The 15,231-nt window shown below is 71.2% G+C and carries 7 protein-coding genes; 4 read left to right on the forward strand and 3 right to left on the reverse strand.

What is annotated here, in order from left to right:
• Positions 1–70 precede the first annotated feature (70 nt).
• Positions 71–1,642, forward strand: coding sequence for a methyl-accepting chemotaxis protein (locus ACX9MN_RS01025; RefSeq protein ID WP_489725200.1), 1,572 nt, complete (start codon positions 71–73; stop codon positions 1,640–1,642).
• A 114-nt stretch (positions 1,643–1,756) separates the two neighbouring features.
• Here ACX9MN_RS01025 and rplS read toward each other — a convergent pair whose 3' ends face one another.
• From rplS to argB, 3 genes are all read right to left on the reverse strand, one after another.
• On the reverse strand, positions 1,757–2,158 hold the full coding sequence (gene rplS / locus ACX9MN_RS01030; RefSeq protein ID WP_020095288.1) for a 50S ribosomal protein L19: 402 nt from the start codon (positions 2,156–2,158) through the stop codon (positions 1,757–1,759).
• A gap of 222 nt (positions 2,159–2,380) precedes the next feature.
• Positions 2,381–3,130: a pyrimidine 5'-nucleotidase gene (locus ACX9MN_RS01035; protein WP_042672461.1), complete on the reverse strand. Its 750-nt coding sequence runs from the start codon at positions 3,128–3,130 to the stop codon at positions 2,381–2,383.
• A gap of 201 nt (positions 3,131–3,331) precedes the next feature.
• Positions 3,332–4,225, reverse strand: a complete 894-nt coding sequence (gene argB / locus ACX9MN_RS01040) for an acetylglutamate kinase (RefSeq protein ID WP_020095286.1) — start codon at positions 4,223–4,225, stop codon at positions 3,332–3,334.
• A 312-nt stretch (positions 4,226–4,537) separates the two neighbouring features.
• Between argB and ACX9MN_RS01045 the strand changes: the two genes are divergently transcribed.
• From ACX9MN_RS01045 to ACX9MN_RS01055, 3 genes are all read left to right on the forward strand, one after another.
• Positions 4,538–5,881, forward strand: a complete 1,344-nt coding sequence (locus ACX9MN_RS01045; protein WP_489723539.1) for a UDP-glucose dehydrogenase family protein — start codon at positions 4,538–4,540, stop codon at positions 5,879–5,881.
• Positions 5,882–6,249: 368 nt separating this feature from the next.
• A complete protein-coding gene (locus tag ACX9MN_RS01050; RefSeq protein ID WP_489723540.1) occupies positions 6,250–13,692 on the forward strand; it encodes an SDR family NAD(P)-dependent oxidoreductase in 7,443 nt (2,480 codons plus the stop codon).
• Complete coding sequence (locus ACX9MN_RS01055; protein ID WP_012317954.1) at positions 13,689–15,056, forward strand: aminotransferase class I/II-fold pyridoxal phosphate-dependent enzyme; 1,368 nt, start codon at positions 13,689–13,691, stop codon at positions 15,054–15,056. The genes ACX9MN_RS01050 and ACX9MN_RS01055 overlap by 4 nt, the downstream gene beginning before the upstream one ends.
• Positions 15,057–15,231: the final 175 nt, after the last annotated feature.

Here is a 15,231-nt window from a genome sequence, read left to right on the forward strand (position 1 = left end):
TCAGATCGGTCTGGTAGGTCTGCTTATAGCGTTCATCGGTGTCATCGGACTGCGCATGCATTACCAGGAAATGCTATCGGGAAGGCTGCAGTCCCTGCGCACGGTCACGGAGTTGTTCACCACCTATGCGCAAAGTCTCGAGAGCCGGGTCAGGAGCGGCGCCCTGTCCCGTGAGGCAGCTCGGGCGGAGCTGGCCGAGACCGCCATGGCCATGCGATTCGATAACGGCACCAACTACGTCGCCATCTACGCGATGGACGGCACGGTCCTGGCGGTCCCCGACCGCCGTCTCGTCGGCAGCAACCAGCTGGAGACCCGGGTCAACGGCGTTCGCGCGGCCGGAACGCTGATCGAACGGCTGAAGACCTCCGACATGGCGACGCTGAGCTATCTCTACCCCCGGCCGGGGCACGAAGGCCTGTCTCCGAAGACGACGCTCGCCGTCAGGTTCGAGCCCTGGGACATCATGATCGCGGCCGGGACCTACACCGACGACATCAGGGCCGCCTTCCAGGCGCTCGCCCTCGCGGCGATCGGCCTTCTGCTCGGGGTCGGCGCGCTCGGGGTGATCGGCTCCGTCCTGATCGGGCGCGGCATCACGCGCCCCCTCGACCGCCTCGGTCGCCGGATGCAGGCGCTCGCCCGGGGCGACGGCGCGGAGCCGATACCGGGACTCGAGCGGACGGACGAGATCGGTCAGATGGCCCGGACCGTCGAAGTGTTCCGGCAGGCGCTGGTCGCCAAGGCCGAGACGGACCGGGCGGTCGCGCGCGAAGCTGAGGCCAAGGTCCGGCATGCGCAGACCCTCGACGCGCTCACCCGGGCGTTCGAGGCCCGGGCCGGGGCGCTGATGACGGGCGTCTCCGCGGCCGCCACGGAGATGCAGGCGACCGCCGAGGCGATGGCGCGGACGGCGTCGCGCACGAGTGCCCGGGCGACGCGCGTCGCCGGGGCCGCGCAGGAGACCGCCGGGAGCGTGCAGAGCGTCGCCGCCGCCACCGAGGAGATGGCGATCACCATCCAGGAGATCTCCGGACGGATGGCGCAATCCTCGGCCAAGACCGCGCGGGCGGCCACCGAGGCGCGGCGCACGGACGCCCTCGTGGGCGATCTCGCCGACGGGGCCGAGCGGATCGGGGCCGTCGCCAGCATGATCGCGGGCATCGCCCGTCAGACCAACCTCCTCGCCCTCAACGCCACGATCGAGGCGGCGCGGGCCGGCGAGGCGGGCCGGGGCTTCGCCATCGTGGCGGGCGAGGTCAAGGCGCTGGCCGAGCAGACCGCGGCCGCGACCGAGGAGATCGCCGCGCGGATCGGCGCGGTCCAGGCCTCGACCCGGCAGGCCGTGGAGGCGATCCACGGGATCGGCCGCAGTGTGGGCGAGGTCAGCACGCTCGCCGCGTCCGTCGCGGCCGCGATCGAGCAGCAGGGCGCGACCACCGAGGAGATCGTGCGCAGCGTCGCGCGCGCGGCGGCCGGCACGGAGGCCGTCACCGGCAACATCGCCGAGGTCTCGCAGGGCGCCGAGGCGACGGGCGAGGCGGCCGAGCAGGTGCTCGGCGCCGCGATCGACCTGTCGCGCAGGTCCGATCAGCTCTCCGCCGAGATCCACCGGCTCCTCGACGGGATCCGGGCTGCCTGAGGAGCGCTATCGGCCGACTGGACGGACCTGTCGGCCACGAAAAAACCGGCCCGGCTGAGCCGGACCGGTCTGAAACGGGGCGATCGCTCCGGCCTGCGGAGCGAATCGGACAGCTTACTCGGCGGCGGCGGGCGCCGGGGCCGGAGTGTCCTTGGCCTTGTAGCGGTCGGTGCGCTCGACGATTCGGGCCGACTTACCGCGCCGGTCGCGCAGGTAGTACAGCTTGGCGCGGCGCACCTTGCCGCGGCGGGCCACCTTGATCGAGTCGATCATCGGCGAATGGACCGGGAAGACGCGCTCCACGCCCTCACCGTAGGAGATCTTGCGGACCGTGAAGCTCTCGTTGAGGCCGCCGCCCGAGCGGGCGATGCAGACGCCCTCGTAGGCCTGGACGCGGGTGCGCTCGCCTTCCTTCACGCGGACGTTGACGATGAGCGTATCGCCCGGCTCGAAATCCGGGATGGTCTTGGCGAGGCGCGCGACTTCCTCGCGCTCCAGCTGCTCGATGATGTTCATGGCATAGCTCCGGCCGTCGCGCCGTTCCGCCCCTCATGGGCGATCGGCGCCAGGATTTCGGCGATCCTGTTGTGAGTTGGGCGGCTCTCTACAGGATCGGCGCCGGCTTGTCGATTGGGTTGCCGCCGCGATCCGTCCGCGCTGCTGCCGGCGCGGCGGATCGTCGGTCGACTCGGGATCAGGGCCCGATGCGCGCCGCCCGTGAAGCGCTCCGGCCTCGCGTCAGCGGCGCTCCCCGGATGCGGATCGTACTTCGGGCAGCACGCAGGCAGAGAGGAAGGCGGCGAGATCGTCCGTGATGTGGTCGATATGCGGCTCGCGCACCGCCTCCTGCTCGAAGGCCTCGCGGTAGGGATCGGTGACCTTCGGCACCACCAGCACGGTCGCCATGCCGAGGTCGTGCGGCACCGCGAGGTTGCGGGCGATGTCCTCGAACAGGGCCGCGCGGGTCGGTTCGACGGCGTGCTTCTCCAAGAACCGCTCGTAGGTCGTGCGCTCCGGCTTCGGCACGAAGTCGGCGGCGGCGATGTCGAACACGTCCTCGAAATGGTCGAGGATGCCGAGCTTGGCGGCGACGTTCTCGGCGTGCCGGCGCGACCCGTTGGTCAGGATCAGCTTGCGCCCGGGCAGCCGCTCGATCGCGTCGCCGAGGCTCTTGTCGAGCTTGATCGACGAATGGTCGATGTCGTGCGCGAAATCGAGGAAGTCGTGGGGATCGACGCGCGACTCGACCATCAGCGCCGACAGCGTCGTTCCGTAGCGGTGGTAGAAGTACTTCTGCAGGGCTCGGGCCGAGATCCCGTCGAGCCCGTAGAGCTGCATCACGTACAGGGTGATGCGCTCGTCGACCTTCGGCCAGACCGCCGCGTCGCTCGGGTAGAGCGTGTTGTCGAGGTCGAACACCCAGGTGTCGACATCGGCGAAGCCGCGCGCCGCGGGCGTGGTGAACTGGGCCTTGTCGGGGTGGTGCACCGGAACCCCTCAGGTTGCTGTTGCCCCGGAATCTGGACTGGAACGGTCAAGCTCGCAAGTTCGGTGCTTGCCCGTACCTTGCCCGGGCCTTGCTGGGCCGGCCCCTCCGGGGCGGGCGGGGTACGACAATGCGCTGGGCGCGCGGAGGTTGCGCCCGCGCGCCGCGCCGGGATCCGGCACGGTGCGCGGGCGGTCCGGATCTCAGCCGCGACGGATCAGGGTGCCGGCACCGTAATCGGTGAACAGCTCGAGCAGCACGGCGTGGTTGACCTTGCCGTCGAGGATGACGACCGCCTCGACGCCGCGCTCGATCGCGTACATGCAGGTCTCGATCTTCGGGATCATCCCGCCCGTGATGGTGCCGTCGGCGATCAGGCGCCGGCAATCCTCCACGGTGAGTTCCGGGATCAGCTTCTTGTCCTTGTCGAGGACGCCCGGCACGTCGGTGAGCAGCAGCAGGCGCTTGGCGCGGAGCGCCCCGGCGATCGCCCCCGCGAAGGTGTCGGCGTTCACGTTGTAGGTCTGCCCGTCCGCCCCGTAGGCGACCGGCGCCAGGACCGGGATCAGCTCGGCCTTGAGCACCGCGTCGAGGACGCCGCGCTCGACGTGGTCCGGCTCGCCGACGAGGCCCAGATCGACGGTCTGCTCCACGCGGCTCTCGGGATCGACGACGGTCTTCATCGCCCGCTTGGCCCGGACCATGTTGCCGTCCTTGCCGCACAGGCCGACCGCCCGGCCGCCCTCGGCCGAGATCCAGCCGACGATCTGCTTGTTGATCAGGCCGGCCAGGACCATCTCGACCACCTCGACGGTGGCCTCGTCGGTGACGCGCAGGCCGCCGCGGAACTCGGACTGGATGCCGAGCCGGTCGAGCATCTTGCCGATCTGCGGTCCGCCGCCGTGCACGACGATCGGCTTCAGGCCGGACTGCTCCAGCAGGACGATGTCCTCGGCGAAGTCCTCGGCCGCGGCCCGGTCGCCCATGGCGTGGCCGCCGTACTTGATGACGACGATCTCCTGGTCGTAGCGCTGCATGTGGGGCAGCGCCTGGGCCAGGACCTCGGCACGCACGTGCACGTTGGGCAATTCGGTCATCGCGGTCCTTCACCGATCCTTGGGTCGGGTCCTCGGGGGCGGATCCGGGCCTCCCCGTCGGGCGGGGGCGCTTCTACAGGAAGCCGCCCGCGCTGCGAAGCCGCCCCGCGCGCCGTCGCGGAGGCGCGCCGCGCGGATCGGCGGCCGATGCGGGGCGCTCCGGGACCCGCTGTCAAACTACAGTCATCCTTCGCGGGTGTTGCATTCCCGTGACAGACTGGAGCAGATCCAGGCTGGCCCGGGTTGCATCCTCACGCGGCCCGGATCATGTTGCATCGCAGCAAGCCGAGGGCGAGCTGCCGGGAGGGCCCGATGCGGATTGCGATGATTGGGGCCGGATATGTCGGCCTGGTCTCCGGCGCCTGCCTGGCCGATTTCGGCCACACGGTCGTGTGCATCGACCGGGATCCCGACAAGATCGCCAGCCTGAACGCCGGCCGCATGCCGATCTACGAGCCGGGCCTCGACGTCCTGGTCGCCGAGAACGTCCGCCAGGGCCGGCTCGCCTTCCGCGCGACCATGCGGGACGCCGTAGCCGAGGCGGACGCGATCTTCATCGCGGTGGGCACGCCCTCCCGCCGCGGCGACGGCTTCGCCGACCTGAGCTACGTGTTCGATGCCGCCCGGGAGATCGCCGGGTCCCTGTCCGGCTTCACCGTGGTTGTGACCAAGTCGACCGTTCCGGTGGGCACGGGCGACGAGGTCGAGCGCATCATCCGCGAGACCAACCCCGAGGCGCAGTTCGCGGTCGCCTCGAACCCCGAGTTCCTGCGCGAGGGCGCGGCCATCGCCGACTTCAAGCGCCCCGACCGCATCGTCGTCGGCGCCGAGGAGGCCCGGGCCGAGGCTGTGATGCGCGAGGTCTACCGGCCGCTCTACCTCAACCAGGCGCCGATCATGGTCACCTCGCGCCGGACGGCCGAGCTGACCAAGTACGCGGCGAACGCGTTCCTGGCGGCGAAGATCACGTTCATCAACGAGGTGGCGGACCTGTGCGAGGCGGTGGGCGCGGACGTGCAGGCGGTGGCGCGGGGCATCGGCCTGGACAACCGGATCGGGTCGAAGTTCCTGCATGCCGGGCCGGGCTACGGCGGCTCGTGCTTCCCCAAGGACACGCTGGCCCTGGTCAAGACCGCGCAGGACGCGGGCACGCCGCTGCGGCTGGTCGAGACGGTGGTGGCGGTCAACGACCAGCGCAAGCGCGCGATGGCGCGCAAGGTGATCAAGGCCTGCGGCGGGTCGGTGCGGGGCAAGACGATCGCCCTCCTCGGCCTGACCTTCAAGCCGAACACCGACGACATGCGCGACGCGCCCGCGCTGGCGATCGTGGCGGGCCTGCAGGACGCCGGCGCCGTAATCCGCGCCTACGATCCCGAGGGCATGGAGCAGGCTCGGATCCTGATGCCGGCTGTGGATTACGCCGAGAACGCCTACGCCTGCGCCGAGGGCGCCGACGCGGTGGTGATCGTCACCGAGTGGAACGCGTTCCGGGCCCTCGACCTCGACCGACTGCGTCAGGCCATGTCGTCCGGTGAGGCGGCTCCCGTGCTGATCGACCTGCGCAACATCTACGACCCCGCGAGCGCCGCGCGCCACGGTTTCAGCTATTGCGGCGTCGGACGAACCAAGGAGAGCGTCGCCCGGATCGGGTCTTGATCATCACCGCGCCGGCCTTCGAGCCCGGATTCCTGTGCGGGACCTGCGCGACATCGCGAAGATTTCTTCCGGAATCGGCATCGATGCCGCTAGACGGGCGGCGTCCGCGGAGGCGCAACTGTGGCTTTCTCGTGATCGAGCCCGCGTCTCGGCAGCCGGTCCGGCGGTTCAAACTTGGCGTTTTGACCGTAGGAATTGGATAAGCTTCTGATGAATACATGTCACAGCCTCTGGCAATTTTGCCACGCGGGGATGACCTCGCGTTAGGGCTGGTTGGACACCGCAATGGTGCCACAGTAAGGGGTGAGAGGGTACTCACTCGTCGAGAGCCGAGCCGACTTCCGATAACGAGCGTGTGCGAACCGAACGTGACACAACGTACAGACATTGCGATCGTCGGACGCGCATGCCGACTGCCCGGGGCCCCCAGCGTGGATGGGCTCTGGTCACTCCTGTCCGAAGGGCGCTGCGCCGTCAGCAAGGTGCCGGCCGACCGGTTCTCCCTGGAGCGGTTCGCCCATCCGCGCGCCCATGAGCGCGGCAAGAGCTACACTTGGGCGGCCGGTGTCATCGACGACGTCTGGTCGTTCGACCCGTCGGTCTTCGGCATCTCGCCCCGCGAGGCCGAGCAGATGGATCCGCAGCAGCGGATGCTGCTCGAGCTGACCTGGGAAGCCCTCGAGGACGCGGGCCTGCGCCCGTCGAGCGTGGCCGGCAGCAATATCGGCGTGTTCGTCGGCGCCTCGTCCCTCGATTACGGCAACCTGCGCATCCTCGACGCGCCGTCGGGCGACGCTTACGCGGCGACCGGCAACACGCTCTCGATCATCTCGAACCGCATCTCCTACATCTTCGACCTCAAGGGCCCGAGCTTCACGGTCGACACGGCCTGCTCGTCCTCGCTCGTCGCCTTCGACAACGCCGTGCAGGCGATCCGGTCGGGCCGCGTGGACACCGCGGTCGTCGCCGGCGTGAACGTGCTGGCGAGCCCGTTCAACTTCATCTGCTTCTCCACCGCGCAGATGCTCTCGCGCACCGGCCTGTGCCAGGCGTTCTCCAAGAACGCGGACGGCTACGTGCGCTCCGAGGGCGGCGTGGTGTTCGTGCTGCAGTCGGCCGAGGCCGCGCGGCGCAACGGCGCCACCGTGCGCGCGGTCGTCGCCGCCTCCGGCATCAACTCCGACGGCCGTACCACCGGCATCTCCCTCCCCTCGGGCTACGCCCAGGGCGCCCTGCTGGAGAAGGTCTACCGCGAGGCCGAGATCCGCCTCGACGACCTCGCCTTCATGGAGGCGCACGGCACCGGCACGCCGGTGGGCGACCCGATCGAGGCCTCGGCCATCGGCTCGAAGCTCGGCCGCGGCCGGCAGGCGCCGCTGCCGATCGGCTCGATCAAGACCAATATCGGCCACACCGAGCCGGTCTCCGGCCTCGCCGGCCTGATGAAGGCGACTCTGGCGCTCGAGCACGATCTCGTCCCGCCGTCGCTGCACGCGGCCGAACTCAATCCCGAGATCCCCTTCGGCGAGCTCAACCTGGACGTCGTGCGAGCGCCGCTGAAGATCGGCCGCGGCTCGCGCGAGCGCTTCGCCGGCGTCAACTCCTTCGGCTTCGGCGGCACCAACGCCCACGTCGTCATCACCGACGCCCCGGCCTGGTCGAAGCCCGCCGCGGCGACCGCGGAGCCCCAGGCCCAGGTGCTGCTGCTCTCGGCGCAGAGCCGGGCCGCCCTGAACGAGCTCGCCCTCGACTACGCCGAGCGCCTCGAGGCAGCCCCCGAGCAGGTCGCGACCGTGGCGGCCGCGGTGGCGCATCGCCGCGAGCGCATGCCCGCCCGCCTCGCCGTCGCCCTGGACGGCAAGACCGACGTCGCCGCCGCGCTCCGCGCCGTCGGCGAGGGCGAGGACACGCAGGACGCCTTCACCGGCACCGCGGTCGACCGCGTCGCCGAGGTGGCCTTCATCTATTCCGGCAACGGCAGCCAGTGGGCCGGCATGGGCCGCGAGGCCTACGAGGAGAACGCGGCCTTCCGCGCGACCTTCGACCGGATCGACACCCTGTTCCGGGCCTACTCGGACTGGTCGCTGAAGGACGCGCTCTACGCCGACGACCTCGACGAGCGCCTCGCGCTGACCAGCGTCTCGCAGCCGCTGATCTTCGCCATCGAGAGCGCCTCGACGGCCGCGCTCAAGGCGAAAGGCCTGATCCCGTCCTACGTCCTCGGCCACTCCGTGGGCGAGATCGCGGCCGCCGAGGCCGCCGGGATCCTCAGCCTGGAGGACGCGGTCCGGGTCATCTACTACCGCAGCCACCACCAGGAGACGACGCACGGCCAGGGCACCATGGCGGTGCTGCTGATGCCGGCCGAGGAGGTCGAGACCTTCCTCAAGGATTACCCGACCCTCGACATCGCCGCCTACAACAGCCCCAAGGCCGTCACGGTCGCCGGGCCGGTGGCCGACATCGACGCCGCCATCAAGGCCCTGTCGCGCAAGCGCCGCCGCGGCCGCAAGCTCGACCTCGCCTACGCCTTCCACGGACGGCTGATGGACCCGACCGAGAAGCCGCTGCTGCGCGACCTCGCGGGCCTCAAGTCGCGGACCGGCACCACCGCGATGGTCTCGACCGTGACCGGCTCGGTGCTGGGCGGCGAGAATTTCGGCGCCGGCTACTGGTGGCGCAACATCCGCGAGCCCGTGCGCTTCTGCGAGGCCGTGCAGGACGCCACCCGCCGCGGCGCCCGCGTGTTCGTGGAGGTCGGCCCGCGCGCGACCCTGATGTCGCACGTCGGCGACGCGGTAGAGCCGCTGGGCATCGAGACCGCCACGGTCGGCGTGATGCACCGCAAGGCTTCCGGCGGCGACCCGATCGCCAAGGCGGTCAGCGCCGCCCTCGTCCAGGGCGCGCAGGTCGACGAGACGCTGCTGTTCGGCGACGCCCCGAAGGGCGACGTCCGCCTGCCCTCCTACCCGTGGCAGCGCCGCCCGTTCCGCCTCGCCGACACCACCGAGGGCGTCGGCGCGATGAGCCCCCGCCCCTATCACCCGCTGATCGGGTCGCGCACGACCTTCGACGGGCTGGAGTGGAACGGCTTCGTCGACCCGGTGACCGTGCCGGAACTGGAGGATCACAAGGTCGACGGCCAGGTGATCATGCCGGGCGCCGGCTTCGTCGAGATGGCCCTGGCCTGCGTTCGCGAGGCCCTGCGCGACGACGAGGTCGTGCTGGCCGACTTCGAGATCGTGGCGCCGATGGTGTTCGCCGAGGACGCCCTGCGCGAGGTCGCGGTGCGCCTGTCGGGCTCCGGCAACGGCATCCAGGTGCTGAGCCGGCCCCGCCTGACCCAGACCCCCTGGCAGCTGCACGCCCAGGCCAAGATCGTCGAGGGCACCTTCTCGGCCCCGAAGACACCGGATCTCGACGGCTTCAGCTTCGAGACCGCGGGCGACCACGTGCTCACCGGCGACGCGCTCTACGCCAAGGCCCTCGCCTCCGGGCTCGGCTTCGGCCCGAGCTTCCAGCAGGTGGCGATGAGCGCGCGGCTCGACGACGCCACGATCGTCTCCGACCTACTGCCGGCCGAGCCCGACACCCGCTACGGCCTGGTGCCGAACCGGCTCGACGCGTGCTTCCACGGGCTGATCCTGCTGTTCGCCGACCTGCTCGGCGAGAACGGCGGCAAGGCCTACATCCCGGTGCGCTTCGGCGAGGTCCGGATGCTGCGCCCCGGCGCGGTGATCGCCCGCTCGATCATCCGCACCCGCCGCTGCAATGAGCGCTCGATCCTGGCCGACTTCACGCTCCTCGACGCCGAGGGCGCGGTCATCGCGACGATCCGCGAGGGCCGGTTCCAGGCCCTGCGCGCCAAGAGCGGCGGCGACCTCTCGACCTTCGCGATCTCGCAGGTGCCGGAGCTCGCCACCGAGCCGACCGCGATCCCGATGGAGCGCCGCCCGAGCGTGGCCGCGCGTCTGCGCCCGCTCGCCGCCGAGGCGAAGGGGCCGTCCGACGCCGCCCTGTCGCCGGGCCACCTCCTGCTGGAGGGCTGGGCGACCTCGCTCGCCTACCGCCTCGCCTCCGGGCTGGCGCAGGGGGAGACCGTCTCGGTCACTGACAGCCGCGTGCCGGAGGCCCTGCGCCCCTGGCTGCTGAACGCGCTCTACGCCCTGGAGAGCAGCGGCCTCGCCGAGCGCGCCGGCCAGAACTGGACGCTCGGCGACGGCTCCGCCCTGCCGGCGCCCGACGAGATCATGCGCTGGATCGCCGGCGACCATCCGGACCTCTCGGCCGAACTCGTGCTGATCGCCGATGTCGGCGCCCTGGTCGACCGGTTGCTCGCCGGCACGCTCACCGACGCACCGTCCCTGCCGCAGGGGGCGATCGACGCCTTCGTGCTGCGCTCGGCCACCGCGCGCCACGGCGCCGACGTGGTCGCCGGCCTGATCGAGCGGAGCCTTGCCCAGCTCCCGAAAGAGCGGGCGCTGCGGGTCCTGCAGGTCGGCTTCGGCCCGCTCTCGGCCCAGACCGCGACCTTCGCGTCCGCCGCCGAGGCCCGGCTCACCGTCTTCGAGACCGACCGCCGGCTCGCCGAGCGCGCCCGCCTGTCGCTCGGCCGTGCCGCCGCCGTGGTCGAGACCGCCGAGGAGCTCGCGCTTGGCAGCTTCGACCTGATCCTGGCGTCGGGCAGCCTGCATCGCGGCGACCGGGCCCTGCCGGGCCAGCTCGCCGGGGCGCTCGCCACCGGCGGCCTGCTGGTGGCCGTGGAGCCGGGCGCCTCCCTGTTCCGCGACCTCGTGTTCGGCCTGACGGCCGGCTGGTTCGAGGAGGCCGCGGGCGGCCTGCCCGTGGGCCGGCTCGAGGACATCGAGGGCTGGCAGCGCATCCTGAGCGCCCACGGCCTGGTCAAGGTCGAGGTCGAGCGGGCCGCCTCCGCCAACGGCGACGACCTGCTGCTGACGGCCGAGGCGCCGGTGCGCCCGGGTCCGGCCCCGGCGCAGAGCTTCGCCTTCATCATCGGCTCGGACGACGAGTTCGCGGCCGAGACCGCCTCCTCCCTGGCGACCCTGCTGGTCGCTGGCGGCGTGCACGTCTCGATCATCCTCGACTCCGAGACCTCCCTGATGGAGCTGGAGAAGGAGACCCCCGACACGGTGGTGTTCCTGGCCGGCGCCTTCACCCGCGGCGGCGAGGCGTCCGAGCGCCTGCGCGATCGCTGCCTCAGCCTGAAGCGCTGCACCGAGCACCTGGGATCCCGACAGACCAAGCTCTGGGTCGTGGCCCCGGGCGCGACCCGCGACCGCGGCGGCCAGACCACCAACATCGAGGCCGGCGTGTGGGCCTTCTCCCGCACGCTCGCCAACGAAGCCCCGAACCTCGACGTGCGCCGCATCGACCTCTCCCCCGAGATGTCGTCGAAGCGCGCCTCCGAGCGCCTGCGCGACCTCATCCTCTCCGGCACCCCGGAGACCGAGATCGTGCTGGACGACGAGCGGACCCAGGTCGTGCGCTTCCATGCCGGCCGGCCGCAGCACCGGGATCCGGCCGACGCCGTCCCGGCCGAGGCCGCGCGCCTGGAGCGCAGCAACACCGGCGGCTTGAGCGAGATGGTCTGGGGGCCGGCCGAGCGCCGCGCTCCCGGCAAGGGCGAGATGGAGATCGCGGTCGAGGCCACCGGCCTCAACTTCCGCGACGTTCTCTGGGCGCTCTCGATGCTCCCCGAGGAGATCCTGGAGGACGGCTTCGCCGGCCCCCGCCTCGGCCTCGAGTGTGCCGGCCGCGTCACGGCCGTCGGCCCGGGCGTGAAGGGCTTCAAGGTCGGCGATCCGGTCGTCGCCTTCGCCCAGTCGGGCTTCGCCACGCACATCGTTGTGCCGGACCTCGTCGTCGCGCCGATGCCGCACGGCCTCGACCCGATGGCGGCCGCCACCGTGCCTGTGGCCTTCCTCACCGCCTATTACGGCCTCGTCTCCTGTGCCCGGATGCGGCGCGGCGAGTGGGTGCTGGTCCACGGCGGCGCGGGCGGCGTCGGACTCGCTGCCTTGCAGATCGCCAAGCTCAAGGGCGCGCGGGTCATCGCCACGGCCGGCTCCCGCGAGAAGCGGGCCCTCGTGAAGGCGCTGGGCGCCGAGCACGTGCTCGATTCCCGCTCCCTGGCCTTCGTGGACGAGGTCCGAGCGATCACCGGCGACGGCGTCGACATCGTGCTGAACAGCCTGTTCGGCGAGGCGATGGAGCGCTCGCTCAACGCCCTCCGGCCGTTCGGCCGCTTCGTCGAGCTGGGCAAGCGCGACTACGTCGCCAACACCCATATCGGCCTGCGCCCGTTCCGGCGGAACCTCAGCTACTTCGGCGTCGACCTCGACCAGGTGATTCAGCACCAGGGCGACGACGGCGCGCGAATGTTCCGCGAGGTCATGGCCCTGTTCAACGATGGCGGCCTCAAGCCCCTGCCGTACCAGCCCTTCACGGCGGCCGAGACCTCGGACGCGTTCCGGCTGATGCAGCAGTCCGGCCATATCGGGAAGATCGTGATCAGCCCGCCGAAGGCCGGCACGATCATGAAGGACACGGCCCGGCCGTTCACGGTCTCGGCCGAGGGCGTCCACCTGCTGACCGGCGGCCTCGGCGGCTTCGGCCTGGAGGCGGCGCGCTGGCTGATCGACCGGGGTGCCAAGCACCTCGTGCTCGCGGGCCGCAAGGGCGCGGCCACCGACGAGGCCAAGGCCATCGTCGCGGAGCTCACCGCGCGGGGCGTGACCGTCGAGGCGAAGGCCGTCGACATCACGAGCCGCGCCTCGGTGGACCGGCTCATCGCCGGGATCGAGCAGGGCGGCAGGAAACTCGCGGGCGTGCTGCACGCCGCGGCGGTTCTCCAGGACGGCCTGATCTCCAACATCGACGCCGCGGCGCTCGACGCGGTGATCGGCCCCAAGGTGATCGGCGCCCAGCACCTGGACGCCGCCACCCGCGACCGGAGCCTCGACTACTTCGTCCTGTTCTCCTCGGCGACGACCTTCATCGGCAATCCGGGCCAGGGCTCCTACGTGGCCGCCAACGGCTTCATGGAGGGACTCGCGCGCCAGCGCCGCCGCCGCGGCCTGCCCGCGCTGGCCGTGGCCTGGGGCGCCATCGGCGATGTCGGCATGCTCGCCCGCAACAAGGCGGTCATGGAAGGCCTCGCCGGCCGCGTCGGCGTCACACCGATGGAGGCCCGCCGCTGCCTCGACCTGATGGCCGAGGCGCTGGGCAGCCAGGGCACGTCCCCCGACGAGGCGGTCATCGCCATCGCGGCGATGCACTGGGGCAAGGCGCGCGAGCGTCTCGCCACCATGCGCTCGCCGAGCTACGCCGAACTCGGCTCGGACCAGCAGGCCGAGGCCGGCGGCGTCCAGGCGATCAACATCGCGTCGCTGCTCAAGGGCGGCGACCTCGACGCGGTCCGCAAGACCGTGTCGGACGCGATCGTCGAGGACATCGCCCGCATCCTACGGCTGCCGAAGGACGACATCAGCCGCGTGCGCCAGCTCTCGGAGATCGGCCTCGACTCGCTGATGGGCGTCGAGCTCGGCGCCAGCCTGCAGGAGCGCTTCGCCCTCGACGCGCCGCCCGCCGGACTTTCGTCGGGCATGACCGTCAACGAGCTGTCGGAGTCCTTAATTCAGGCGGTTTCCGCGCCCATGGACGAGACGGCCGGCGTCGCGATGAGCCTCGTCTCGAAGCATGTCGGCGGTGAGGTCGATGCGCAGATCCTCGCGCCTCTCAAGGAACTCATCGAGCAGACGTCCAGCGAGATCAAAGAGACCAACTCATGACCGACACGGCACGGCCTGACGGCGGGCGCGCGGCGCTCGCCGGCTTCGTGACCAACCGGCTCGGGCGCGCGACGCCGCGCCCGGCCCCCGTCAAGACGGCCTCTCCCGCCGGCAAGTCGGCGGCGCAGAACTTCGAGAACCTGCCGGGCTACCGCGAGCTGAAGCTCCAGCGCCAGGCGGCCGACCTGATCGGTCTGGGCAACCCGTTCTTCCGCGTCCACGACGCCAAGGCCGGGGCCACGACGCGGATCGACCAGAAGAGCTTCACCAACTTCTCGTCCTACGATTACCTCGGCCTGAACGGTCATCCGCGGGTGAGCAACGCCGCCCGGGAGGCGATCGAGGCCTACGGCACCTCCGCGTCGGCGAGCCGCGTGGTGGCGGGCGAGCGGCCCGGGCACATCAGCCTCGAGCAGGCTTTGGCCAAGCACTACCAGTCCGAGGGCTGCATCGTGATGGTGAGCGGCCACGCCACCAACGTCACGACCATCGGCGCCCTGCTGGAAGCCGGCGACGTGATCTTCCACGACGCGCTGTCCCACAACAGCATCGTCACCGGCGCGCAGCTGTCGGGCGCCCAGCGCCGCTCCTTCGCGCATAACGACCTCGACGCCCTGGAGACCCTGCTCCAGTCGACCCGCCACGAGCATCGCCGGGCGCTGATCGTGGTCGAGGGCCTCTACAGCATGGACGGCGACGCGCCGGACCTCGCCGGGCTCGTGGCCCTCAAGAAGCGCTACGACGCGTGGCTGATGGTCGACGAAGCGCACGGCCTCGGCGTCACCGGCCGCACCGGCGCCGGCCTGTTCGAGCATTGCGGCGTCGATCCCCGCGAGGTCGACATCTGGATGGGCACGCTGTCGAAGACGCTGTCCACCTGCGGCGGCTACATCTGCGGCCCGATCGCGCTGATCGAGTACCTGAAGCACACCGCCGGCGGCTTCGTGTACAGCGTCGGCATGTCGCCGCCGCTCGCGGCCGCCGCCGAGGCGGCCCTCGCGGTGATGCACGCCGAGCCGGAGCGGGTCGAGCGCCTGCGCCAGAACGGCACCCTGTTCCTGGCCACCGCCAAGAAGCTCGGCCTCGACACCGGCTTCAGCCTCGGCCTCGCGGTCGTGCCGATCATCGTCGGCGACTCGCTGAAGGCGGTGACGCTGTCGGACCGGCTGTTCCGCCGGGGCATCAACGTGCAGCCGATCATCCACCCGGCCGTGCCGGAGCGGGCCTCGCGCCTGCGCTTCTTCCTCACCTCCGAGCACACCCCCGACCAGATCCGCGACACCGTGAACGCGGTGGCGGAGGAGCTCGCCGCCATCGACAAGGGCGGCTCGCTGATCGAGCAACTGCTGGCGAAGCGCGTCTGAGCCCGGCCGGGGCCGGGAGCCCCGGTTCCCCGAGAGCGTTACGAAGAAGGGGGCGCGGATCACATCCGCGCCCCCTTCGGCATTCGGGCGACCGGTCTCCGCGGTCTCGGTCGGACGCGCGCATCGGCCGGATCGGCGCGACGCGAACCTGGCGTCCGTCGCGCGGTGGGGTGGG

This window comes from Methylobacterium sp. 1A (assembly GCF_058072805.1).